Raw genomic sequence first — 24,498 nt, forward strand, 5'->3', positions numbered from 1 at the left:
CAATGTTAATTTTAAATTAAATTACTATGTTAACAATACGATGTGGCACTACGATAATCTTTTTCGGCGTTTTGCCTTCTAAAATCTCTATCATTTTGTCATTTTGAAGCACTAAAACTTCTACATCTTTTGCAGAAAGTTGAGCAGAAAGTGAAATTTTAAACTTCATCTTACCATTTACACTTACCGGATAACTAATTTCGTCTTCTACAAGGTAATCTTCATTCAGAATCGGGAATTTTTCAAACTCTATAGATTCTTTATGACCTAGCAAATTCCATACCTCTTCGCAAATATGCGGAGCATACGGGGAGATTATAACGGCTAAAGGTTCTAAAATATTGCGTTTGTTGCATTTTAATTTCTGTAACTCGTTCACTGCTATCATAAATGACGAAACTGAAGTATTGAAAGAAAAATTTTCAATATCTGAAACCACCTTCTTGATAAGGGTATGCAGAATTTTATATTCCTCTTTTGTAGGCTCTTCATCAGAAACTTCAAAACTATCACCATTGAAATACAAATTCCAGAATTTCTTCAGGAAACCATAAACTCCACTTAGTCCTTGCGTGTTCCAAGGCTTGGATTGTTCTAAAGTAACCTAAAAACATTTCGTACAATCTTAAACCGTCTGCTCCGTACTCTTCACAGATGTCATCAGGATTGACTACATTGTATTTTGATTTGGACATTTTTTCTACTTCACGACCTGTGATGTATTTTCCGTCTTCTAAAATAAATTCGGCATCAGCATAATCTGGTCTCCAATCTTTGAAAGCTTCTGTGTCTAATTCGTCAGTTGTTCCTTTTAATAAAGCTACATCAACGTGGATTTCTTGAATATCAGCTCCCAAAAATTCAAAATTATATCTTAAAGTATCAGAATTATTTGATGACTTTTCAACTATATCTTTAATAAAATCTTTTTCAGCCTTAATTAATAGAGCGTTATTAAAAGATTCAATAGAATTTTTAGAAAGATTTTTAGATACGTAAATAGATGTTGGAAGTGTCGTAATTTCAAGAATCGGATTATCTCTATATTCTTCATCAAGAGAATCATCAAAAGTAGACACTTTGTAATTAGCTGTAATTCTATAAACATAAGCACTCATCCCCAAAATCATCCCCTGATTGATCAACTTTTGGAAAGGCTCATCCTGCTTAATATATCCTCTGTCTTTTAAGAACATATTCCAGAAACGAGAATACAGTAAGTGACCGGTTGCGTGTTCGCTACCTCCAATATACAAATCTACCTGTCCCCAATAATCTGACAATTCTTTCTTAGCAAAAACCTCATCGTTATTCGGATCCATATATCTAAGGAAATACCAAGAGCTTCCCGCCCAACCCGGCATTGTAGATAATTCTAAAGGAAATACCGTTTGATCATCAATCAAATCGGTATCAACCACCTTCTGATTCGCTTCGTCCCAGGCAAATGTTTTCGCATTTCCTAATGGCGGATCTCCGTCTTCTGTCGGTAAATATTTTTCAACTTCGGGAAGTTCCAACGGTAAAGCAGAACTTGGCAACGTGTAAGGCATTCCATCTTTATAATAGATAGGAACTGGCTCACCCCAATAACGCTGTCTGGAGAAAATAGCATCACGCTGTCTATAATTGGTCGTTCCGTGACCGATTTCTTTCTTTTCAATAGCATCAATTATTAATGCTTTTGCCTCGTCATAGTTTAATCCGTTTAAGAAATCAGAATTTACGCAAACGCTGGTTTTAGAATCAAAAGATTTTTCCTGAACGTCTTCTTCAGTTTCTACAACTTTTTTTATTTCTAAATTAAATTTCTTTGCAAATCTGTGGTCACGCTCATCGTGTGCAGGAACAGCCATTACAGCTCCCGTTCCATAACCCATCAATACGTAATCTGAAATATAGATCGGCATCTTTTCGTTACTGAAAGGATTGATCGCATAACTTCCCGTGAAAGCTCCTGAAACGTTTTTCACATCAGACATTCGATCACGTTCGGTTTTCTTGGAAGTTTCTTCTATATAAGTATCTACTTCAACTTTTTGTTCTGGTGTAGTAATATTTTCAACCAAAGGATTTTCAGGAGCTAATACCATAAATGTTGCTCCGAAAATGGTATCTGGTCTTGTTGTGAAAACCTCAACAATTTCATCATCACCATCAACTAAAAATTTCACCTGCGCTCCCTGTGATTTTCCGATCCAGTATTCCTGCGAATCTTTCAAAGGTTGAGGCCAGTCAAGAGTTTTCAAACCCTGCAATAACCTTTCAGAGTATGCAGAAATTCTCATGCTCCACTGCATCATTTTTTTCTGATAAACAGGGAAACCACCTCTCTCAGATTTTCCGTCTTTTACCTCATCGTTTGCCAGAACTGTTCCTAAAGCAGGGCACCAGTTGACGGTCGTTTCTGCTCTGTACGCCAAACGGTAATTTAATAAGATATCTTCTCTGTCAATTTCCGAAGCTTCTTTCCATTCTTCTGCAGTGAAATTTAATTCGTCGTTTTGATTGGCATTTAAATTTTCTGTTCCCTTTTCTTCAAAATGCTTAGCCAGAGTTTCGATAGATTCTGCCTTATCGGTATCTTTATTATACCAAGAGTGGAACAACTGAATAAAAATCCATTGGGTCCATTTATAATAAGAAGCGTCGGAAGTTCTCACCTCTCTGCTCCAGTCAAAAGAAAAACCAATTTTTCTTAGCTGTTCTTCGTATCTCGTGATATTCTGTTCTGTTGTAATGGCAGGATGCGTTCCTGTTTGTATGGCATACTGTTCTGCCGGAAGCCCGAAAGAATCGTAACCAACTGGATGCAAAACATTGAAACCCTGATGTCTTTTATATCTCGCATAAATATCTGACGCAATGTATCCAAGAGGATGACCTACGTGAAGCCCCGCTCCGGAAGGATACGGAAACATATCAAGAACGTAAAATTTTGGTTTGTCTGTGTTATTGGAAGTTTTATAGGTTTGATTGTCCTCCCAGTATTTCTGCCACTTTTTTTCTATCTGCTGATGATCGTAAAACACTTTTATAATGGATGTTAGATGTTAGACTTTAGATATCGGACAAAAAGTTCCTAATCTAGATTCACAAAAATAATGATTTTAAAAGAAATGGAAATTTAATTTTCAATTATATTATACATATGTTGTAAACAAAAAATCTCATCCGAAGATGAGATCTGTATTTATATTTCTGAATTTTTCTATTATTGAGCTATTCTTTTAAAAGTATAGGTTCTCGCCTTGTAAACTGTAGGATCTGTAGTGTCTTCAATCTTCAAGTTCAAAGTTTCTGCATTCAAATCAACAATTTTTCCTTTTTCAGTAACTACTGTTCCCTGATATTTGATTTCAAAATTTTTCTCAGTTTTATTATAAACATAGCTAAAGTTACGTTCGCTGGTGACAGAACATACTAGAGGATTTCCAGCTTCATTTTTGTCTGTTCTTTTACCTGAATTATTTTCATTAAATACCCAACGAGATTCTTGCTGACAAGTTGTATAGGTAATTTCATCAGAAAACCCGACACCGTCTAGATCAACCTCAGTTCTCACTTCAGCTACCGGCTTCCAGGTTCCTACAATGGGAAACTCTTGTACAGCCACTTCGTCATCGTTACATGCGGTAGTTGCAACCATTAATGATAAACCTGCAAATATTAATGCTAATTTCTTCATAGATCAAATTTTTCAAGGCATAAAATTATGATTTTTTATTAAAATTCCACTATTTTTTTTGAATTTTGGAATCATAATTTACATTTTTATAGAAATACTGCTTTTAAAGACCATTTTCAAAGCCTTATATTTGCAAAAAATACTGAATGCCTGAAGTTTCCATCATCACGCCGTGCTACAATTCTTCAAAATTTTTAGAAGAAACGATCAGATCTGTGCAAAGTCAGACTTTTGCAGATTGGGAATGGCTGATTACGGATGACCGATCAACTGATAATTCTGTAGAAATTATTCAGAAAGTCAACGATCCCAGAATAAAACTGTTGATGGCAGAAAAAAATGGAGGAGCAGGACATGCAAGAAATATTTCACTAAAAAACGCAACAGGAAGATTTATTACTTTTTTAGATGCAGATGACTTTTGGGAACCTCATTTTCTGGATGAAATGATTGGTTTTATGAAAAAAGAAAATGCAGAGATGGTCTACTCTACTTATTCGAGGTGTGATGAAAATTTGATTCCGAAAATCGAAGATTTCAAAGCAGATAAAGAAGTTACGTTTGATAATTTATTGAAAACCTGCCGCTTGTCTTTACTCTCGTCTATGTATGATTCCAAACGAGTGGGTGTAGAATATTTCCCGGAAGGAAGCAAACGTGAAGATCATGTGATGTGGCTGAATTTGCTCAAAAAAATTCCTGCAGGAAAACCGCTTCCAAAGACTTTGGCAAAATACCGAATGCATGCAACCAGCGTCTCACGAAAAAAACAAAACATTATTAAAGATCAATATTTAGTCTACAAGGATTTCATGAAATTTTCTACCGCGAAATCTTTGTATTACACCGCTAATTGGGCTTTTAACGGTTTTTTAAAGTATTCAAAAATATTTAACTAATGGAGTATTCAAAGGAATTCAAAGCAGCACTGAGCAATTTTTCGGCGATAGAAAAAGACCGTCTTATTTTTCGTTTGTTGAGGAAAGATAAATTGCTGTCTAAAAAACTTTACTTTGAACTGATTGATACCGAAACTACCGATCAGAAAAGAGCTAAGATGGAAGAACATATTGAAGAAAGAGTTCTTTTGGCAGAAAAATATATTGGAAATCCTAAATATTTTTTAGTTCTGATCAGAAAAATAAGTGCAGAAATTACAGAGCATGTGAAAATTACGACGGATAAATTCGGAGATATTTCCCTGCAATTATTTCTTGTCGATAAAATTTTAGAAAGCAATGATCAATTGAATCATCAGAGGTTTGATAATATTTACAAGCTTTATATTTATCTGATCAACAAACTTCTGAAAGCCATTATTTCGATAAAAAAGATTGATGAAGACTACTGGATGGAACTGAATGAAATTTTGGAAAGTATAGAATCTAAAATTCATGAAAACAGATATTTAGAAAAACTTTGCATCAACAATAGTTTTGATTTTAATTGGTTGACGATTGAAAAAATTCCTGATTATTTAGACTTGATTGTAAAAGATATTAAAAGCCAGGGATTTCTAAAATGACAAAATTTTCTTGATGATTAATTCCGAAGAATTCGGTTGACCGGCAACAAAATTCCCTGCATTTTCAGACATTATTTTCAATTCTTCTTCATTGTTTAAAAGATTAAGAATAAATTCTGCAGCTTCATTTTCATCCTCAAAAGATTTTCCACCATCAGATTGGATTAAATGATCTGCTTCTGGATTTTTTACGTATTGATTTCCAAAAACAACAGGAACTCCGAATGTCGCTGCCTCAAGAATATTATGCAATCCTGAATCATGAAATCCACCGCCAACGACTGCAATATTTGCATAAGAATAGAGTTTTGAAAGTAAACCGATGCTGTCGATAATCAAAGTTTGAGGAATTGAGGAATTGGGGGTTTGAGCGTTTTTTATACTGCTGTAGAGAAATGCATTTGGAAAGATTTCTTTTAATTTTTCTACTCTTTTTAAATCGTGTGGCGCAAGAATCAATTTTACACGTTGATTTTTTTTAGAAATCATTTGTGCAATTTTTTCTTCAGCCTGCCACGAACTTCCAAAGACAATAGTTTTTTTATCTGCAATAAATTCTTCTATAAAATCTACATGATTATTGCGGTTTTTCAGATGCTTTACACGGTCAAATCTTGTGTCACCGGTTACCGATGCGTTTTGCAGCCCGATGCTTTTAGCCAAAATGTAAGAGTGTTTTGTCTGATGAAAAAACCAGTCTACATTTTTTTTAAGTTGTTGCGCAAACCATTTTCCATACGAGGTGAAGAACGACTGATTTTCGTAAAATAAAGCGGAAATCACAAATGTTTTCACCTTATTTTTTTTCAATTCTTCAAGGAGATTATACCAATAATCATACTTCACCGTAAAAAATAGTTCAATATTCATCTGAGAGATAAATTCCTTAACATTTGTCTTTGTATCAAAGGGCAAATAGCATATTGCATCAGCAATATTTTTCTTTTTAACAACATTCTCAAAACCTGACGGAGAAAAGAAAGTCAATAGAATTTTATGATTGGGAAACTGATTTTTGAGCTTTTCCAAAACAGGCAAACCCTGTTCGTACTCTCCCAAGCTCGCAGCATGCATCCAAATAACCTTATCATCTTTTGAGAAGGCAGATTTAATGATATCCAAAGAAAGTTTTCTACCTTCAACGCCTTTTTTAGTTTTATCATTAAATATTGAGAAAACTTTCATCCCGAAGATGAGAAGATAAATAAATATGTTGTAAATTTTACTCATTATTTATTTAAAAACTGATGCTAAAATTATTGTAGTGATAAGACTCAGGAAAATTAAAACCAATGGTAACCAGAATGGAATTCGTGTTTTGACGTTTTCATTAAAGCTGTATCTCATCATGTAATCTTGATTATTTAAAAAAATTATCAGAACAAGTGTTAACAGCCATTTCAAAAAGAACATCATGATAGAAATCTGATTGTCTTTATTCTGATCTGTAATTTCTACAGGGAAGTTGACGGATTCAGGATAATTCAATACCATTAAAAATCCAAAATAAGCAACAGCGCCAAATACAGGCATTAAATAAGCAAACTTTTTATTTCCAAAACGATCTGCTTTTCCTTCAAAATCGAAATGAGTTGGAATAACTGCTGGTAAAATTTTATAATTCTTAACAGTAATCCACCATAATAAAGTTAGTAAAGCAAAATTAAGAATATCGAAAGCTAAAAAAATTAATTTTTCCATCGCTACAAAACGCTTTTAATAACTCTCAGTTTATGGGTATGTTTATTCATTTCTTTATTGAAAATCCCGGTAGAATCTAACGTATCAATCCTCACTTTTCCTGAAGCATGAATGATTTTCTGATTTTCAAGCATAATTCCTACGTGAATAATTTTACCTTCAGAATTTTCGAAAAACGCAAGATCGCCGGGCTGACTTTCTTCCACAAAACTTAAAACATCACCCACTTCTGCCTGCTGATAAGTATCTCGGGGCATCTTTACGTTATGTATTTTGTAAACCAACTGCACAAAACCGGAACAATCAACCGCAAAAAAACTTTTTCCACCCCATAAATAAGGAACATTTCGAAATTCTTTGGCAGTCAAAGCAATACTTTCACGCAAATCATGACTTCTGCGGGATGCCACAGCAGGATATTCAACTTCAGAACCCATAGAAAGCAAGGTACGTCCGTCATTGGTCATTATTGAAGAAAAATCTTCTGTAATCAGTGTTACTTTTCTGTTTGCCAGATATTCTTCCGTTACGTGTTTGATCTGTTTGGTATCCATCCAGCCTTCATAACCGTCGTAATGTATTTTTATTTTGGTCCAGTTTTTATTGACTTCCAAAATATCTGCACTTTCTCCAAACAAGATTTCTGTAACAATTTCTGCTTTGTCAGAATTTTCTGCACGCACTGGCGCTACTGTCACAACACAAATTCCTTTATCCATGTATTCATATTAAAGATTAATGATTTAAAGATTAAAAATTAGAGTGACGAATCTTTAATTATTTAATATTTAAATCTTTTAATTACTTCCTGCGAAGCAGATTTACTCCGTCACGCAAAGGTAAAATAAGATTTTCAAAATCTTCATCTTTCGCTACCAAATCATTAAGCTCTTTGATCACCTGTGTAGATTTTTGTTTAGGCTGTTCTTCTAAAACTTTCCCGTACCAAAGCACGTTGTCAAACATCACCACTGAGCCAGATTTTGTTTTGGGTTTAATTAATCTAAAATATTCTGCGTAATTTTCTTTATCTGCATCAATAAAAATCAAATCAAAAATTTCATCAGTTTCTTGCAAAAATTCTTTTGCATCCTGAAGTTTAAAATGGATCTGATCAGAAGACTTACTTTCCGCAAAATATTTTTTGGGTAAATACGCTAAATCTTCATTTACATCCAAAGTAGTAAGCTTTCCATCTTTTGTTAAACCTTCTGATAGGCAAAGTGCCGCATAACCGGTAAAAGTTCCTATTTCTAAAACATTTTTCGGTTGCAGAATTTTTGAAATAATCGTCAACAATCTTCCCTGCTGATAACCAGAGATCATATGGGGCTGAGTCGTTTTTTGGAAAGTTTCTCTTCTCAGGTTTCTTAGGATTTCAGGCTCTGCGGAAGCATGATTTTCCAGATACCTATCCATTTCAGCGTTTTCTTCTTCAAAAAAGCTCATATTAATGATTTTTACAATTCAAATTTACGTAAATAAAATACATCCGTTATCACGAAAATATCCGTAAAAATACGGATGTTTTTTAATCATTTAGAGTGGTAGATTTGCAGAAAGATATTTTCACTGTTATGGTGAAAAAAAATTTATTTAAAATGAAGGATCCTAAAAATTTAATGAAACAATTAAACCCTTCGAACACAAAAACACTTCTCAAAAGAGAACGCCTATCTTTTTTAGAAAGAATCTTCTTAAAACTAAAAAAAGAAGATGTTATTTAAAAAGTCCCGATAAAAATTTTTATCGGGACTTTTTTATACTATTCTGTAGACAATTACTTCTTAGGAGTAATATCCATCAGTTTCATAAACTCATCAAGTTTTGGCATAATGATGATTTCTGTTCTTCTATTTTCCGCTCTTCCGGAAACACTCATGTTTGTGGCTTTCGGATTGTATTCTGAACGTCCACCAGCAGTAATTCTTGCCGGGTCAACACCAAACTGACTTTGCAATACTTTTGCAACCGATGTTCCTCTTAACGCAGAAAGATCCCAATTATCTCTTGGTAAATTTGCTGAACTTAGAGGAGAATTATCTGTGTTACCTTCAATCAATACTGAGTATTTATCATAATCGTTGATTACTTTTGCTACTTTACCCAAAACTTCCTGAGCCGCTGGAAGCACATTGTAATCTCCAACTTTATAAAGCATTTTATCCGAAAGTGAAATCATTACAACACCTTTCAGAACTTTTACCTGAACATCATCGTCGGTTACGTTATCCAACGATCTTTTCAATTTGTTTGACAATGCTAAATTTAAACTGTCATTTTTCGCATTAGAAGAAATAAGCTGTTTGATATACATGTTAGAAGAATTGATCTCTCCTACCAACTTATCAATGTTTGCAGAACTTTTTCCTGTATTAGAAAGACAGGCATCCAAAGATGATTTCAAAGCATCGTGCTGGCTTTTTAATAAGTTATTTTCCGCCGTTAATGTAGAATTCTGACCTTTCAGATCCTGAATTTCTCTCTGTCTTTCGCCAATATTTTCGATACACTGTTTGTAGTTGCCACTCAACGCATCATACTGTTTTTTACTTACACAAGATGTTACACCCAACACCATTGCAGAAACTGCTAAAATTTTAATAATCTTCATAAATAATCTTTTTTTAGACGTCCAAATTTAGGAAAATTCATTTTAATTATATGGTTTATCTTTGTACAAAAGAAATTCTAAGCCTCATGCTGGATAAATCAAGCTTCGAAAAACAACTCGGAAATCTCATTGGGTTTTATAAAAATAAGACCTTTCTTTTAGCCGTAAGCGGAGGTGCAGATTCTATGGTTTTGGCTTTCATTTTTAAAGCTTTAGATTTAAATTTTCAGATTGCACACGTGAATTATAAGCTTCGTGGAGAAGACTCTGACGCAGATCAAAAAGTAGTAGAAAATTTTTGTGAGAGTAATGATATTAAATTTCATTTATATGAAGTTTCAGAAAAAGATGATAAACCTGTAAATTCTATTCAGCTTTGGGCGAGAGAACTTCGCTATCATTTTTTTAAACAGATTCAGGAAAAAGAAAATCTTGAATTTCTAGTTACCGCACATCATCTGAATGATCAGCTGGAAACTTTCATCATTCATTTATCTAAAGCTTCCGGAATTAAAGGTTTGAGCGGAATCCCCTCGAATGACAATAATATTATTCGTCCGCTTTTACATTTTTCTAAAGACGAAATTTATGATTTCGCAAAAGAAAATCAGATTGAATATCGTGAAGATCTTTCTAATACAAAAAATGATTATCTAAGAAATAAAATCAGAAATAAAATTGTTCCGAAACTTTTAGAAACACACGATCATTTCCTCGAAAATTTTAAAAAATCATTGTCTTATTTAAATCAAACCAAAGATTTTATTCTGCAACAGATTGAAGAAATTGAAAACAGAATTACTATTTCGAACAATGAAAATAAAATTTTAGATAAAAATAAACTGAATCTTGAAAGTGATTTTGTGAAATTTGAAATCTTAAAAAAATATGGTTTCGATGAAGAAAAAGAGATTACAAAAATCTTCAAAGCGACAACCGGGAGTTCATTTTTCTCAAAAGACTTCCAACTTATCATCAATCGAAACGAATTGATTTTCCTTCAATTAAATCAAGAAAAAGAAAATCAGGAAGAAATTATTTTAACCCAAACATTTGATCTGAATCAAAACATGGTTGAAATCAACATTTCAGACACCATTTTGACTATTGAAGAAATCAATAAAACATTTCAATGGAGTTTTGATGCTGAAAAAATCACCTTTCCGTTGAAACTAAGACGAAAACAGGAAGGAGACGTTTTTTATCCGATTGGTTTTTCGGGGAAAAAGAAAGTTTCGAAGTTTTTTAAGGACGAAAAAATGTCTATTTTAGCCAAGCAAAAAATTTGGCTTTTGACAGACGGAAACAATAGTGTTTTAGGCATTATTCCTTTCAGACAAGATAGACGCTACGCAAAAGATGAGAGAACTAAAAGTATTCTCAAAATTTTTAATGAAAAGTAAAATGAAATTCAAAAACTGGTTGTTACTCATTCTCCTGTTCTTATTTACGGGAATCAATGCACAAATCAAAAATCCTGTAAAATTCAAATTCACGGTTAACGAATTGGGCAACAACCAATACGAAGCTGTACTGAATGCCACTTTAGAAAGCGGTTGGCATATTTATTCAAGAGATATTCCTGAAGATACCGGAATTCCCACAGAATATGTGGTTTCGGGAAAAAACATAGAATTGATCGGTAAATTTCAGGAGGTCGGTAAAAAGCACGAAGAATTTTCTGAAGCTTTTGGCGGAACGATTATTTACTATTCAAATTCTGCAGGTTTTAAACAGAAATTTAAATTAAAAGACGGTACAAAACCCGGAGAAGTCATTGCTGAAATTACGTATCAGACTTGTGATGACAGAGTTTGTCTTGCTCCGAATACTTTAGAATTTAATCAAAAAATTACTCCAAAAGGAGTTTCAGAGGATGCTGTTGTACCAACTGAAGAAATAAAAGACTCTGTAAAAACAAGAGAAACCGTACTTGAGAATCCTGCAAAAGGAGAAATCACTGTTACAGAAACTTCTAAACTCGATCCGAAACAACTTAAAATTTCCACCATAGATTTCAAAAAACCTTTGACGGATTGTGGAACTAAAACAATTGAAGCCTCTGAAAATTATTGGACCTATTTGTTCCTGGGATTCATCGGTGGATTGATCGCTTTGCTTACCCCATGCGTTTTCCCGATGATTCCTTTGACGGTTTCGTTCTTTACAAAAGGAAATAAAAACAAAGCAAAAGGAAAGAGAGATGCAATGATTTATGGCTTCTTCATTCTGATCATTTTTGTATTGTTAAGTCTTCCATTCCATTTGATTGATGGGATTGCAGGGAATATTTTCAACGAAATTTCAACAAGCGTTTGGCTGAATGTCGTATTCTTTATCATTTTCATTTTCTTCGCAGGCAGTTTCTTCGGATATTATGACATCACTTTGCCAAGCTCAATTGCCAACAAATCTTCAAAAGCCGAAGAAGCAGGAGGAATTATTGGAATTTTCTTCATGGCGCTGACTTTAGTAATAGTTTCATTCTCATGTACAGGTCCAATTTTAGGAAGTTTATTGGGAAGTGCAGTGACAGGTTCTACCAATGTTCCTATGTTGTTGACGTTTGCTTTGGCAGGTTTCGGATTTGCGTGGGCAATTGTTTTTGGGCTTTTAGCATTATTCCCTCAAGCTTTACAGAGTCTTCCAAAATCCGGAGGATGGATGAATACAGTGAAAGTGGTTTTAGGTTTTGTAGAATTGGCTTTGGCTTTAAAATTTTTATCAAAGGCAGATTTAGTTTCAAAAACATTTTTAATTAAAAGAGAACTTTTCATTGCGATCTGGATTGTGATTGCGATAGGATTAGCATTATATTTATTCGGATTGATCAGATTTCCGCACGATGATAAAAAACCAAAAATTTCGATTACAAGAAAGATTCTTGGAGCTTTGGGAATTGTTTTTGTGATTTATCTAATTCAGGGATTAATTCCTGCCGAAAGACCGAAACTTCAATTATTAAGCGGAATTTTGCCTCCATTGAATGTGAGCTATCTTCATGACGAAAAAGACGGAATTTTAGGAATGAAGCCTGAACATGATTTCTTTAATGCCATTGAACTAGCTAAAAAAGAAAACAAACCCATTTTGGTCGATTTCACAGGTTATGGTTGTGAAAACTGCCGTAAAATGGAAGAATTTGTGTGGAGCGAACCGGATATTTTACCGATTCTTCAGAACGATATCGTGTTAGCTTCATTGTATGTTGATGACAAAGAAGAACTTCCCGAAGATCAAAAAACGAAGATTGATTTGGGTGGTGGACAAGTAAAAAAAGTAAAAACAATCGGTGATCGATGGAGTTTATTCCAACAGGTGAATTTTAATAATAATTCTCAGCCTCATTATGTTTTGATAACGCCAGACGGAAGAGTAATCAACACACCGGTTTCCGGTTATATGCAGAAAGAAGATTTCAAAAAATTCTTAGAATGCGGTGTTAATTATTTTAAACAGAACAAATAAGATTTATTTTTAATAATACTAAGCTCACTTCGAAAGTTGTGAGCTTATTTTTTAGATAATATTAAATTTTCCCAAAAGCTTATTGTTATACAAATTAATCACGAAATTCTATGCAAAACATTTAATTTTAAATAATATTTATTACCGATTTACTAATTAGGGTATAGAATTTGTTACAAAACTTGTAACGAAGAATACATTTCTTAAAAAATCAATTATTTAATTCAAAAATTATTGAATCATGGCTGAAATCATTGCACAAGACGAGAAAGGAAAAAAATCCAGACAGAGAAAAAAACTCATAAAAGTTGACATGACTCCCATGGTGGATTTAGGTTTTTTATTGATTACCTTTTTTATGTTTACGACCAACTTTACAAAACCTAATGTGATGGATCTTGGTTTGCCTGCGAAAGATCCAAACCCGATATCTATAAAAGATATAGTCATTGATGAAAGAAATCAGGTTACTTTTATTTTAGGTGAAGACAACCGCGTTTTTTATCATCAAAGCAGCGAGAAAGGACTTACAAAAAACAATTTGAACGAAACGGATTTTAGTGGCGTAAAAATTTCAAAAATAATTTCCGAAGCCTATGAAAAAGCTCCGAAGAAAGACAAATTTACCATCATTGTAAAACCAACCGATGAAGCCAATTATAAAAACTTTGTTGATATACTCGATAATATTGCAATCTCAAAAAAAGAACGATACGGAATAACAGATCTCAAACCGTGGGAACACAAAGTTTACGAGGAAATCGTAAAATAAAGTGAAGAGCATTTTTATAATGCTCTTTTTTTTATTTAAATTTGAAACCATAAACTTATAAACTTCATGAAAAAAACTCTGATCTTAGCCATCGCAGGAATTCTCACATTTTCATGCTCAAAAAAAGATTCTCAGAAAACAGACAGCACAAAAATTGTAGACTCAATTAACGCGCAACGGACAAAAATTAATGACAGCATAAAATCTTTAAACAGTAAAAACCGGTTCAAAGATTTCAGCGGAAACCACAAATTTACCTACCAAAACGATGCTTCTTCTAAAATCTCAGGATCTGTAAATTTCTCAAAAATTGATGGTGAAAGAGATCATTATACTTTATCAGGAAATATTAAATCTGGCAAAAATTCTGTGGTCATAAAAGGTTTCACACAAGTTGTTTCTGCTAAACACATCAACTTTACAGGTGAAATCACTCAAAGCATTTCTGAAAACGAAAACGGAAAAACTTATACCAGAAAAGGTACGAAAACGTTAATGTCAAAAGACGGAGGAAAAACTTACAGACTTCAGGATATGGTAAACGGTTCGGGTTTTGTTGACTATATTGATATTCATTTTTAAATCTAAACTATGCTCTACTTTGAAAAGAAAGGTAACGGAAAAGAAACTTTAGTGCTTCTTCACGGGTTTATGGAAAACCTCAGCATCTGGAGTGATATGGAAACGCATCTTTCCAAAGATTTCACCTTATTGAAAATCGATCTTCCCGGTCACGGAAAATCTGATATTTTAGCAGAAGTTCACACCATGGAATTGATGGCTGATGAAATAAAAAAAGTTGTGGATCATGAAAATTTAGAAAAATTTCATCTTCTCGGCCATTCAATGGGAGGATATACTTCTTTAGCATTTGCTGAAAAATTTCCTGAGAGCCTGAAAAGTTTAACCCTTTTTTTTCTCAACCTATTTTGCTGACGACGATGAAAAAAAAGAGCAACGCATAAAAAGCTACAGAATTATCAAAGATGCATTTCCACACTATGCAAGAGCAGGAGTCCCGAATTTATTCAATCAAAACGAAAGAGATCTTCTGGAAGGAAAAATAGAAACAGCTTTGGAAGTTGCGCTCTCTACCAATCATCTTGGAGCTTTGGCCTGTGTAAAAGGAATGGTAGAAAGAACTGATAAAAAGCACGTTCTTGAAAATCTGGAAGCCAAAATCTTAGTGATTGCCGGGAAGCATGACAATGCTGTAAAAACGGATAAAACCATCAACAACCTTCCCGACCGAACTAACCTAAAATCGTATATTGTGGATTGTGGACACAACGGTCACTGGGAAAAACCAAGCATTTGCGCTGCAATCATCAACACAGAATTACTTCATCATCTACCGAAAAAATTTCTTTTGTAAAAAATCATTTATGAGAATTTGGATATTTTCAGTCTTGTTAATTTCGTTGGTCAGTTGCAAAAAAGAAACTTCAATTTCTAATACAAAACAAGAAGACCCTGCAATTATCATTGAACAACCTGCGAAAGATTCTTTAGCATCAAAGCCAACTGCAACCCAAATTTTCGCTTTTGTAACGGAACTTTGTGAAAGTAAAGGATATTATGACACTAATCAATATTCTCGTGAAGAACTGGAAGGAACTTATAAACTCTGGTTTCAGAATGCCGGCATCTCACTCAGCACACCTTCTGTTTTTAACATCAATGATCTGGAAGAAGTACGACATGACAAAGATTTGATTTTAGACAAATTAGACAAAGATTTTGCATCAGGAAAAAAGATTCTTGAAAATTTAAAAACTGTAAATATTCCGTATTGGCAAAATATTAAAAAACAATATGATGAAGAGCTCCGGCGGGATTATGAAAAGAAAAAACTTCAGATTGAAAGTTATTCTGATCCTTCCGTTTTAATCAATAATACATTTACAGGAAATTGCAGAAATTTTGCGAAAGCTTTAAATTCAAATGACGCAGAAATGATTGTTGCATGGAGAAAACTGCGTGAAGAAATGAGTAAAAGAAACGGCGATCCGCAGAGAATTATCAATGAATTTGAAAACCATCTTCATTCTTCTGACTGGAAAGATTACGCAACAATAGACTTAATTACGTTTGGATGGGGAAACTGCGCCAATGCCGATATCCAAAGACCATCGCATGATATGAAAATGAATAATGAGTTTAATTCGCTTTTTATAAAAATTGATTCGGAATGCGATGAACCGTAATTTATTCTGCAAAATACCGTTAACTTAGTACAGTTCAAAATTTTCAATGGGATTATTCTCTTTCAAAAAAAAGAAACCAATTATCGGTCTCACTTTATCCGGCGGCGGAATGCGGGGTATTGCCCATATTGCCGTTCTCAAGGCTCTAGAGGAATACAATCTGAAACCTGACATCATTTCCGGAACCAGTGCCGGTTCTATTGTTGCAGCATTCTACTCTATCGGAACATCTCCCGATGAAATGATGAAAATCGTAAAAAAAACGACTTTTTTCTCACGCTCTTATTTAAAACTTTCCAAGAACGGGATTTTTAGTTCTAAATTTATTCTCAAATTACTGACAGATCATTTTCCTGAAGATGATTTTAAAGTGCTGAAAATTCCGGTATACGTTGCTGCAACAGAAATGACACATGGCATTGTAGACTTTTTTTCGGAAGGCGAGTTATTCGGACCTCTTTTGGCATCATCGAGTGTTCCGTTTGTGTTGCCACCTGTAAGAATGGGCGAAAAAGTCTATGTGGATGGTGGTGTTTTAGACAATTTGCCCATCGAACCAATTATCGATAAATGTGACTTCCTGATTGGTTCTCATGTGAATTCCATCAGCTATGACGCACTTGAAAACATGAGTCTGATGAAAGAATTTGACCGTATTCTTCACTTGGCGATTGCCAAATCTGTTTATTCTAAAGCTAAATCTTGTGATATATTTTTAGATCCCCCAAAAATGACCAAGTTTAGTTTATTCAACAAAAAATCTCTGGATGATATGTTCTCTGAGGTTTATGAATATACATGTAAAGAGCTTGAGAAAAAAGGGTATAGAAAATTATAAGTTTCGAGTTATAAATAATAAACTAACTAACTACAAATTTTCCTCAGCCAACTTTGATTTAAACGTGTCAATGGTATCTGGTAAAGATTCCATAGATTTTCCTCCGGCTGCGTTGATGTGACCTCCACCGTTAAAATATTTTCTTGAGAATTGATTCACGTCTACATCATCTTTACTTCTGAAAGAAATTTTAATAAAATCTTCATACAAATCTTCCAAAAAGAAAGCAGACATTCTTACTCCTACAATGCTTAGTCCGTAATTTACAAAACCTTCGGTGTCGCCTTTCTGGAAGCCGTATTCCTGAAGCTCTTTTCTCGTCAAAGACAAAATAGCAACTGTACCGTCGTTCACAACTTCAATTCGTCCTAGAACCAAAGCCAGTAAGTGTAAACGGGAAACGGTATTTGTATCCCAGGTATTTGATGTGATGATGGAAGGATCAGCTCCTTTTTCAATTAAATTAGCCACAATTCTATGCGTTGCTGCACTTGTAGAACGAAAACGGAAACCACCGGTATCTGTCATAATTCCTGTGTAGAGACATTCGGCAATCTCTTTATTCACCAGATCTTCATCATCCATCGCTTCAATAAAATGATAAATCATTTGGCAGGTTGCGGGAATAATGGTGTCTGAATATACAAAATCAAAATCTTCCGGCTGCTGATGGTGATCAATAAGAATTTTTTTAGCCTTTGCTCTCATTAACCAATCTCCTAAAAGCCCGATTCTTGCTGGAGAATTAAAATCTAAACAAAAAATCACATCTGCATCATTGATAAGATCAAAAGCTACTTTTCTTTTGTATTCTCCGATGATATTTTTCTTTGCTTCCGGCATCCATTTCAGAAATTTCGGGAAATCATTCGGAGTTACTACTTCAGCTTCAATTCCTTTGGCACGTAAGTAATGTTTTAAGCCTAAACTTGAGCCAATAGCATCACCATCCGGATTGTAATGGGTAAGAATTACGATTTTATTTTCCGGGATAAGCAGCTGATTGATTTCTAAAAGTTCGGCAGGTTTAAACATTTCTTTAAATTTGAGTTTCCAAAGATAAAGTTTTTATTATGATGAATCTGTAAAAAGTCTGCTTACCTTCTATTTCAGTTCCATAATATTTCATTAAATAATTCAAGAATATATTTGCACTTAATAAAAATATACATATATTTGCAACCTGAAAATTAATAGATAATTACGACTAAAATATATAGTAATGAGTAAAAGAACGTTCCAGCCATCAGAAAGAAAGAAAAGAAACAAGCACGGTTTCAGAGAAAGAATGTCTACGCCAAACGGAAGAAGAGTATTGGCAGCGAGAAGAGCTAAAGGTAGAAAAAGTCTATCGATCAGTTCTGCAAGAGCTAAGAGATAATTCTCACTTTACAATATACAGATTATGCTTGAAAATAAGTTTTTTCAGGCATTTTTTGTTGTTAAATTTTCCTAATTTTTAGGTTTGTAAACCATCTTTTTTCTATTTTTAATTTCTGAAATTTATTTTTGGAAAAAGCCTTTAAAAATTGAATTTATGCCACATACACATATTACCGGAGACAATATTATTAATCTTCAGCACGCAAAAATTACTCAGAAAAATTTCACTGTGCTTACCGATGTTAATCTTAATATAAAGAAAGGCAGATTCTGCTACCTTATCGGGAAAACCGGTTCGGGTAAAAGTTCGCTTCTGAAAACTTTGTACGGACATATTCCTTTGGTTGCAGGACATGGTGAAGTTGTTGGCTTTGATCTGGCAAAAATGAAAGCATCGGAGGTTCCAAATTTGAGAAGAAAACTGGGAATTGTTTTTCAGGATTTCCAATTACTTTCTGACAGAACGGTCGAAAAAAACTTAAAATTCGTTTTGGAAGCTACCGGATGGAAGGACAAAGTAAAAATGGATGAGCGCATCAATGAAGTGCTTTCCAGTGTAAACATGAAAGGTAAAAAGCATAAAATGCCACACGAACTTTCCGGAGGCGAGCAACAGCGTATTGCCATTGCAAGAGCACTACTGAATCATCCTGATCTGATCTTGGCTGATGAGCCGACAGGAAACCTGGATCCGGAAACATCTAACGAAATCATGACTTTACTAAAACAGGTTGCTGCAGAAAACGGAGCTGCCGTAGTGATGGCAACGCATGATTACCATATGATTCAAAACTTTCCTGGAGAAGCTATCAGATGTGAAGACGGGAAAGTTTCCGTATTGGATACCGCAGAATTATTTGAATAAAAATTATGCTTTAAAAACATGAAATTCTTTGGTGAGTTTAAGATATTGGTCTGAGTATTTTCTCGGACTTTTTTCTATCACAATATCAGATTCGTCAAATTTTTTTTCAAGAAGTGTAAATTCTAAAATCAGCCTTTTTATTTTTGAATTTTTAATTCCGTAAATATTGATTTTCCGACTTAGAAACAATTGATTTTCTTTTGCAATTTCTATAAAATCTTTTCCAACTTCTAAAGGTATAATCACAGAAAAAATTCCGTTTTCTGAAAGTAATTTTGATGATTTTGAAATTAATTGCTGGAAATTCAGTTCAATAGTTTGCCTTGCAATAACATCTTTTCCGGAATGATTTTCTTCAAAATAAGGTGGATTTGAAACAATTAAATCAAACTTTTTATCACTTTTAAATGTTTTAAAATCCTGAAGAGTATTGTTTAATCTTAAATGAAAAATTGAGTTCTGAAAATTGAGTTTTGTAACATTTACCGCTTCTTCATTAATATCAAGACCCAAAATTTTTACCTGTGAATTTCTTTGGGCAAGCATTAAAGAAATTAATCCTGTACCGGTTCCGATTTCTAAAGCACTTTCAGCAAAATCAACATTTGCCAAAGCACCCAGTAATAAACCATCTGTTCCTACACGGAAAACATCGGCAGACTGTTGAATTTCGAATTGTTTAAATTGAAATGGCTTCACTAGAGATTGGTTGGTAGCGTAATCGTAAATGTAGAACCTTTTCCGACTTCAGATTTTACTGTTATTTGCCCTTTATAATCTTCCACCATTTTTCTGACCATAGATAAACCTAATCCCATCCCGCTGTTTTTTGAAGTAAAATTGGGCTCGAAGATTCTTTCATACATATTCTCAGCAATCCCTACTCCGTTATCCTGTATTGAAATATTAACTTTTCTCTGATGCTGCTCAATATCTACATTTACCAAAAGATCCCGGTCTTCACTTTGTGCCTGTTTTGCATTGGTGATAAGATTGGTGATGATTCTGGAAAGGTAAATTCTATCCATATTCACCATTACATTGGCTTTATTTGAATGAACAAATATCTGATCATCATTGAAAACTCTGAGAATATCATCAATTTCCGTATTAAGATTGATGACTTCATTATTTTTTTCCGGAAGCTTTGCAAATTCTGAAAAAGCTGAGGCTACCGTTGCGATTAAATCAATCTGATCTACCATCGTTTTGCTTAATTTTTTAACCTTTTCAGTGATATTGGGATCATTAGGATCAAATTTTCTCTCGAAATTCTGAATAGTTAATTTCATCGGTGTCAAAGGATTTTTCACTTCATGTGCAACCTGTTTTGCCATTTCGCGCCACGCTTCTTCGGATGCCTTGAAACGGAGCCTTTCTCTTTGATCCTGAATCTGAAGAATCATTCTGTTATAAGCTCTTGCCAAAGCATTAAGCTCATCATTTTTATAATATTTTATAGGACGCATTTCATTTTCGAAAAGCGTAATCCTTGTAATCATGTCGGAAAATTTAGTAATATTTTTCGCAAGATTGACAGAAGTCACCCAACTCAGCCAAACGCTGAACGCAATTAAAATAATATCAACAATCAGGATATAAACTACGTATTTATGAAGTACATCAAGATAAGCAGATTCATTGTGATATAAAGGAATGTATATCAATCCGATAGGCTCCAGCATATTGTTTTTGAGCAGCAAATAGGAAGATGTAAAAACAGCATCCTTAGAAGCATCATAACCTCTCACATCATATCTGACTTCAGTGGAAAGCAGTTTATTGAGAATATCAACAGGAATTTTTTTCTTATCAACCAGATTAGGATCTTTATTTGAAAGTAAATAATTGCCTTTCAAATCATAAATAATAATATCGTGTTGATTGATGTCTGCGATTTCAAAAATTTTATTTTTTAAAACCACAGGAAGATCTTTAGTCTGCGTGGTAGAAAGACTCACTGCATAATCTAAGAATCTCATCACAGCGTTGGTTTTCTCCTGCATATCTATCTTACTCTGCTGTAGAGAATTATTTCTCAAAACAAAATATGGGACTAACGAAGAAGCTGCAACACTTAAAAGACATACGAGTAGAAAACCAAAAAAAACGCGGTTTCTTAAACTATATCCTTTATATTTATTAAACGACATTCTGTTTGTTAATTAATTTAGCGATGTATTTACCTACAATATCAAATTCAAGGTTAACTTTATCTCCTGTTTTCACATTTCTCATATTGGTATATTCCCACGTATAAGGGATTATAGCAACAGAAAACTGAAAATCTCCGCTTTTGGCAACAGTAAGACTAATTCCATTCATTGTAATTGAACCTTGCGGAACCGTCACAAAACCACTTTCTGAATTATACTGTACAGTAACAAAATAGCTGCCATCTTTGTTTTCGATACCAATTATCTCACCTGTTTGGTCTACATGCCCCTGAACAATGTGCCCGTCAAGCCTTCCGTTCATCATCATGCAACGTTCAAGATTTACGACACTTCCCACTTCCCACTTTCCAAGATTGGTTTTTTCTAAAGTCTCATTGATCGCAGTAACAACATATTGACTTTCGGAAATTTCAACCACCGTAAGACAACAGCCATTGTGAGCAAGACTCTGATCGATCTTTAATTCATGGGTAAAGGGACAGCTTAGAGTAAAATTAATATTGCTGCCGTTTTCTTCAATTTTTTCAATAACTCCTACCGCTTCAATAATTCCTGTGAACATATTATTTTTTGCTAAATTTGTAAAATTATAATCTTCAAAGATAATCAAAATGAGCCCAAAAAACCATAAAGTACGAGTAGGAATTTCAATTGGTGACTTCAACGGCATCGGCCCGGAAATCATCATGAAATCTCTGAAAGACAAAACCATCACAGACTTCTTTACCCCAATTATTTTCGGCTCAGGAAAATTATTCACTTACCAGAAGAATATTTTTAAACTCAATCTGAATTTCAATTATATCACAGAAACTTCACAGGCTCAAAACGGAAAGCTTAATATGCTTAACTTGGTGAAAGATAATTCTAACGTAGAATTAGGCAAACCAACAGAAGAATCTACCAAAATGGCAATTGACTCTTTAGAAGCCGCAACAGAAGCTTTGATGAAAGGGGAAATTGATGTTTTGGTTACTGCACCGATTAATAAAGATGAAATGGTGAAAATGGGTTTCAAACACGCAGGTCACACCGGTTATCTGGAAGAAAAATTCAACAAAAAAGGTTTGATGTTTTTGGTAACAGATGGTTTAAAGGTTGCCGTATCTACGCATCACATCCCGATCTCTCAGGTTGCAGAAAATATTTCTAAAGAAAAAATAAAAAAACAAATTAAAGCACTGAATCAAACTTTAATTGAAGATTTTTCGATTTCAAAACCAAAAATTGCAGTTTTAGGTTTAAATCCGCATTCCGGCGACGGTGGTGTGATCGGAAATGAAGAAATTGAAATCATTTCACCAGCCATCAAAGAACTTTCAGATCAGGGAATTCTGGTTTTCGGACCATTTCCTGCAGACAGCTTCTTCCAGCCGAGCAAATACAAAAGCTTCGATGCGGTTTTAGCAATGTATCACGACCAGGGTTTGGCTCCATTTAAAACTTTAGCTTACGAAGAAGGGGTAAATTATACAGCAGGACTTCCTTTTATCAGAACTTCACCGGATCATGGTGTGGCTTATGATATTGCAGGAAAAAATATTGCTGATGAGCAGAGCTTTACAGAAGCGATTTTCATGGCGATTAAAATATTTAAAAACAGAAGCGATTACAAAGAAATGATGAGCAACAGACTTCAACCAAGAAAAATGCCTTCAGATAACGGGATTGACGAAGATCTTCCTGTAGAAAGTGAAATATAAATTGCAAACTCAATTAAAATCAATTTTGTTATACATTTTATTTGTAATATTAAAATAATTGCATATTTTTGCACACTCATTTTATGGACAAGTTAAGAAACTACGATATAAGCTTTTCCGGACTGAAAATCGGTAAGCACGAGTTCAGGTTTGAGATAGATAAAGAGTTCTTTCAATTATTCGAAACTGAACAGGAATTTACAAATCCTAAGATAGATGTAGAAGTTTTTTTAAATAAGCACACTACATTTTTAGAATTTGAAGTCAAAGTAGATGGAAAGGTAGAACTGGTTTGTGATATTACAAACGACAGTTTCGACCACCCCGTTGAAAACCAAATCGGTATTTTAGTAAAATTCGGGGAAGCATATGATGAAAGCGAGGAAGATGTAGTTACCATTCTCACTAACGATCATGCGTTCAACGTAGCACATTTGATTTATGAAAATGTAGCACTGTCAATACCCATGAAAAAAATATCACCTAATATAAGTGATGAAGATTTGGCAATTCTTGAAAAATTCAGTCCGAAAGAAATTGAGGAAAAAGAACAGGAAGTTGACCCGAGATGGGAAGCTTTGAAGAAATTAAAAGATAAAAATTAAAAATAATAATAATATGATGAGATGATGCAAAGATCTCATCGCTCATCAAATTAAAAAAGTTATTACAAAATGGCACATCCAAAGAGAAGACAGTCGTCTACAAGAAGAGATAAGAGAAGAACTCATTACAAAGCAGTAGTTCCTCAATTGGCAAAAGATGCAACTACAGGAGAAATGCACTTGTACCACAGAGCGCACTGGCATGAAGGGAAATTATACTACAGAGGAAAAGTAGTATTGGAAAAAACAGTAGAAACTACTACAGAAGAAGATTAAGAGATTTTTAGTTTAAAAACCTCTATTTAATACAAAAACCACTCAATTTTAATAAAAATGAGTGGTTTTTTGTTGCTTTTTATGTTTTTTTGGTATCTTTGACGACAAATCAAATATCAATTTTATGGACATTAAAGACATACAGAATCTTATTAAGTTTGTATCTAAAGCTGAAGTTTCAGAAGTTAAATACAAGACCAAAGATTTCGAAATTACTATTAAAACACCACTTGGAGGTAACGAGGTAAGCTATGTTGCTCAACCAGCAATGTATCAGCAGGCTCCTCAGCAAGCAGCTCCGGGTCATGCTCCTGCAGCAGTTTCTCCATCAGAAAAGACTGAAGCGGTTTCTGAAGATAGTAAATATGTTACTATTAAGTCTCCAATGATCGGAACCTTCTACAGAAAACCTTCTCCGGATAAAGATGTTTTCATCAACGTAGGTGACGAAGTTTCTAACGGAAAAGTAGTTTGCGTAATCGAAGCGATGAAATTATTCAACCAAATCGAATCTGAGATAAGCGGTAAAATTGTTAAAATTTTAGTCGACGATGCTACTCCGGTAGAATATGACCAACCATTATTCTTAGTAGATCCATCTTAAGGAATTTTAGATGAAAGATTATAAATTTTAGATGAAAAGTGCTTCATTTAAAATAATTTAAAATTCAGAATT

The 24,498-nt window shown here is 33.9% G+C and carries 26 protein-coding genes and 1 pseudogene; 15 read left to right on the forward strand and 12 right to left on the reverse strand.

The window, feature by feature from the left end; genetic code table 11:
• Positions 1-16: 16 nt before the first annotated feature.
• The 3 genes from ACZZZA_RS02820 to ACZZZA_RS02830 form a co-directional block, all read right to left on the reverse strand.
• Positions 17-526 (reverse strand): class I tRNA ligase family protein, encoded by a 510-nt coding sequence (locus tag ACZZZA_RS02820; protein WP_463429704.1) that lies wholly within the window; start codon positions 524-526, stop codon positions 17-19.
• The gene (locus ACZZZA_RS02825; protein ID WP_463429705.1) at positions 510-3,032 is read right to left on the reverse strand and encodes a class I tRNA ligase family protein; all 2,523 of its coding nucleotides are present in this window, start codon (positions 3,030-3,032) and stop codon (positions 510-512) included. Before ACZZZA_RS02825 ends, ACZZZA_RS02820 begins: the two co-directional genes overlap by 17 nt.
• A 182-nt stretch (positions 3,033-3,214) precedes the next feature.
• Positions 3,215-3,688, reverse strand: coding sequence for a lipocalin family protein (locus ACZZZA_RS02830; protein ID WP_463429706.1), 474 nt, complete (start codon positions 3,686-3,688; stop codon positions 3,215-3,217).
• A 146-nt stretch (positions 3,689-3,834) separates the two neighbouring features.
• Between ACZZZA_RS02830 and ACZZZA_RS02835 the strand changes: the two genes are divergently transcribed.
• Both ACZZZA_RS02835 and ACZZZA_RS02840 read left to right on the forward strand, forming a co-directional pair.
• Positions 3,835-4,587: a glycosyltransferase family 2 protein gene (locus ACZZZA_RS02835; protein WP_463429707.1), complete on the forward strand. Its 753-nt coding sequence runs from the start codon at positions 3,835-3,837 to the stop codon at positions 4,585-4,587.
• Complete coding sequence (locus ACZZZA_RS02840; protein WP_463429708.1) at positions 4,587-5,213, forward strand: deoxyuridine 5'-triphosphate nucleotidohydrolase; 627 nt, start codon at positions 4,587-4,589, stop codon at positions 5,211-5,213. The genes ACZZZA_RS02835 and ACZZZA_RS02840 overlap by 1 nt, the downstream gene beginning before the upstream one ends.
• On the opposite strand, the gene ACZZZA_RS02845 is transcribed toward ACZZZA_RS02840, so the two are convergent.
• The 5 genes from ACZZZA_RS02845 to ACZZZA_RS02865 form a co-directional block, all read right to left on the reverse strand.
• Complete coding sequence (locus ACZZZA_RS02845) at positions 5,205-6,443, reverse strand: 3-deoxy-D-manno-octulosonic acid transferase (protein ID WP_463429709.1); 1,239 nt, start codon at positions 6,441-6,443, stop codon at positions 5,205-5,207. The genes ACZZZA_RS02840 and ACZZZA_RS02845 overlap by 9 nt on opposite strands.
• Positions 6,444-6,446: 3 nt before the next feature.
• A complete protein-coding gene (locus ACZZZA_RS02850; RefSeq protein ID WP_463429710.1) occupies positions 6,447-6,914 on the reverse strand; it encodes a DUF1648 domain-containing protein in 468 nt (155 codons plus the stop codon).
• A gap of 2 nt (positions 6,915-6,916) precedes the next feature.
• Entirely contained in the window at positions 6,917-7,633 is a 717-nt protein-coding gene (locus ACZZZA_RS02855) for a C40 family peptidase (protein WP_463429711.1), read from the reverse strand.
• Positions 7,634-7,715: 82 nt separating this feature from the next.
• Entirely contained in the window at positions 7,716-8,363 is a 648-nt protein-coding gene (locus ACZZZA_RS02860; protein ID WP_463429712.1) for an O-methyltransferase, read from the reverse strand.
• A gap of 331 nt (positions 8,364-8,694) precedes the next feature.
• Entirely contained in the window at positions 8,695-9,528 is an 834-nt protein-coding gene (locus ACZZZA_RS02865) for an OmpA family protein (RefSeq protein WP_463429713.1), read from the reverse strand.
• An 86-nt stretch (positions 9,529-9,614) separates the two neighbouring features.
• On the opposite strand from ACZZZA_RS02865, the gene tilS reads away from it, so the two are divergent.
• The 7 genes and pseudogenes from tilS to ACZZZA_RS02900 all read left to right on the forward strand — a co-directional run bounded on the left by tilS (position 9,615) and on the right by ACZZZA_RS02900 (position 16,813).
• A complete protein-coding gene (gene tilS, locus ACZZZA_RS02870) occupies positions 9,615-10,931 on the forward strand; it encodes a tRNA lysidine(34) synthetase TilS (protein ID WP_463433721.1) in 1,317 nt (438 codons plus the stop codon).
• Between the two features lies 1 nt (position 10,932).
• Positions 10,933-12,996, forward strand: a complete 2,064-nt coding sequence (locus ACZZZA_RS02875) for a protein-disulfide reductase DsbD family protein (RefSeq protein ID WP_463433724.1) — start codon at positions 10,933-10,935, stop codon at positions 12,994-12,996.
• 241 nt (positions 12,997-13,237) lie between these two features.
• On the forward strand, positions 13,238-13,768 hold the full coding sequence (locus ACZZZA_RS02880; RefSeq protein WP_463429714.1) for an ExbD/TolR family protein: 531 nt from the start codon (positions 13,238-13,240) through the stop codon (positions 13,766-13,768).
• Positions 13,769-13,834: 66 nt separating this feature from the next.
• A complete protein-coding gene (locus ACZZZA_RS02885; protein WP_463429715.1) occupies positions 13,835-14,350 on the forward strand; it encodes a hypothetical protein in 516 nt (171 codons plus the stop codon).
• A gap of 9 nt (positions 14,351-14,359) precedes the next feature.
• A pseudogene (locus ACZZZA_RS02890) lies at positions 14,360-15,143 on the forward strand (alpha/beta fold hydrolase).
• Between the two features lie 10 nt (positions 15,144-15,153).
• Positions 15,154-15,975, forward strand: a complete 822-nt coding sequence (locus ACZZZA_RS02895; RefSeq protein ID WP_463429716.1) for a hypothetical protein — start codon at positions 15,154-15,156, stop codon at positions 15,973-15,975.
• A gap of 46 nt (positions 15,976-16,021) precedes the next feature.
• Entirely contained in the window at positions 16,022-16,813 is a 792-nt protein-coding gene (locus ACZZZA_RS02900) for a patatin-like phospholipase family protein (RefSeq protein ID WP_463429717.1), read from the forward strand.
• Between the two features lie 30 nt (positions 16,814-16,843).
• On the opposite strand, the gene ACZZZA_RS02905 is transcribed toward ACZZZA_RS02900, so the two are convergent.
• Positions 16,844-17,848, reverse strand: coding sequence for a DHH family phosphoesterase (locus ACZZZA_RS02905; RefSeq protein WP_463429718.1), 1,005 nt, complete (start codon positions 17,846-17,848; stop codon positions 16,844-16,846).
• A gap of 187 nt (positions 17,849-18,035) precedes the next feature.
• Here ACZZZA_RS02905 and rpmH point away from each other — a divergent pair, with 187 nt between their 5' ends.
• Together rpmH and ACZZZA_RS02915 are read left to right on the forward strand one after the other, a co-directional pair.
• On the forward strand, positions 18,036-18,194 hold the full coding sequence (rpmH, locus tag ACZZZA_RS02910; protein WP_034755721.1) for a 50S ribosomal protein L34: 159 nt from the start codon (positions 18,036-18,038) through the stop codon (positions 18,192-18,194).
• 156 nt (positions 18,195-18,350) lie between these two features.
• Entirely contained in the window at positions 18,351-19,061 is a 711-nt protein-coding gene (locus tag ACZZZA_RS02915) for a cell division ATP-binding protein FtsE (protein WP_463429719.1), read from the forward strand.
• A 3-nt stretch (positions 19,062-19,064) separates the two neighbouring features.
• Here the strand turns inward: ACZZZA_RS02915 and ACZZZA_RS02920 are convergent, their stop codons facing one another.
• The 3 genes from ACZZZA_RS02920 to ACZZZA_RS02930 are packed head-to-tail and all read right to left on the reverse strand — an operon-like array spanning position 19,065 to position 21,800.
• On the reverse strand, positions 19,065-19,760 hold the full coding sequence (locus ACZZZA_RS02920; RefSeq protein WP_463429720.1) for a tRNA1(Val) (adenine(37)-N6)-methyltransferase: 696 nt from the start codon (positions 19,758-19,760) through the stop codon (positions 19,065-19,067).
• Complete coding sequence (locus ACZZZA_RS02925; protein ID WP_463429721.1) at positions 19,760-21,214, reverse strand: sensor histidine kinase; 1,455 nt, start codon at positions 21,212-21,214, stop codon at positions 19,760-19,762. The genes ACZZZA_RS02920 and ACZZZA_RS02925 overlap by 1 nt, the downstream gene beginning before the upstream one ends.
• On the reverse strand, positions 21,204-21,800 hold the full coding sequence (locus tag ACZZZA_RS02930; RefSeq protein ID WP_463429722.1) for a riboflavin synthase: 597 nt from the start codon (positions 21,798-21,800) through the stop codon (positions 21,204-21,206). Before ACZZZA_RS02930 ends, ACZZZA_RS02925 begins: the two co-directional genes overlap by 11 nt.
• Before the next feature lie 49 nt (positions 21,801-21,849).
• Between ACZZZA_RS02930 and pdxA the strand changes: the two genes are divergently transcribed.
• The 4 genes from pdxA to accB all read left to right on the forward strand — a co-directional run bounded on the left by pdxA (position 21,850) and on the right by accB (position 24,426).
• Positions 21,850-22,941, forward strand: a complete 1,092-nt coding sequence (gene pdxA / locus ACZZZA_RS02935) for a 4-hydroxythreonine-4-phosphate dehydrogenase PdxA (RefSeq protein WP_463429723.1) — start codon at positions 21,850-21,852, stop codon at positions 22,939-22,941.
• An 83-nt stretch (positions 22,942-23,024) separates the two neighbouring features.
• Positions 23,025-23,546: a YceD family protein gene (locus ACZZZA_RS02940; RefSeq protein ID WP_463429724.1), complete on the forward strand. Its 522-nt coding sequence runs from the start codon at positions 23,025-23,027 to the stop codon at positions 23,544-23,546.
• A gap of 69 nt (positions 23,547-23,615) precedes the next feature.
• Entirely contained in the window at positions 23,616-23,822 is a 207-nt protein-coding gene (gene rpmF / locus ACZZZA_RS02945) for a 50S ribosomal protein L32 (RefSeq protein ID WP_463429725.1), read from the forward strand.
• A gap of 124 nt (positions 23,823-23,946) precedes the next feature.
• Positions 23,947-24,426 carry an acetyl-CoA carboxylase biotin carboxyl carrier protein gene (gene accB / locus ACZZZA_RS02950; RefSeq protein ID WP_463429726.1) on the forward strand — a complete coding sequence of 160 codons (480 nt, stop codon included), beginning with the start codon at positions 23,947-23,949 and terminating at the stop codon, positions 24,424-24,426.
• Positions 24,427-24,498: the final 72 nt, after the last annotated feature.

It is taken from the genome of Chryseobacterium sp. AC405b, assembly GCF_979258685.1.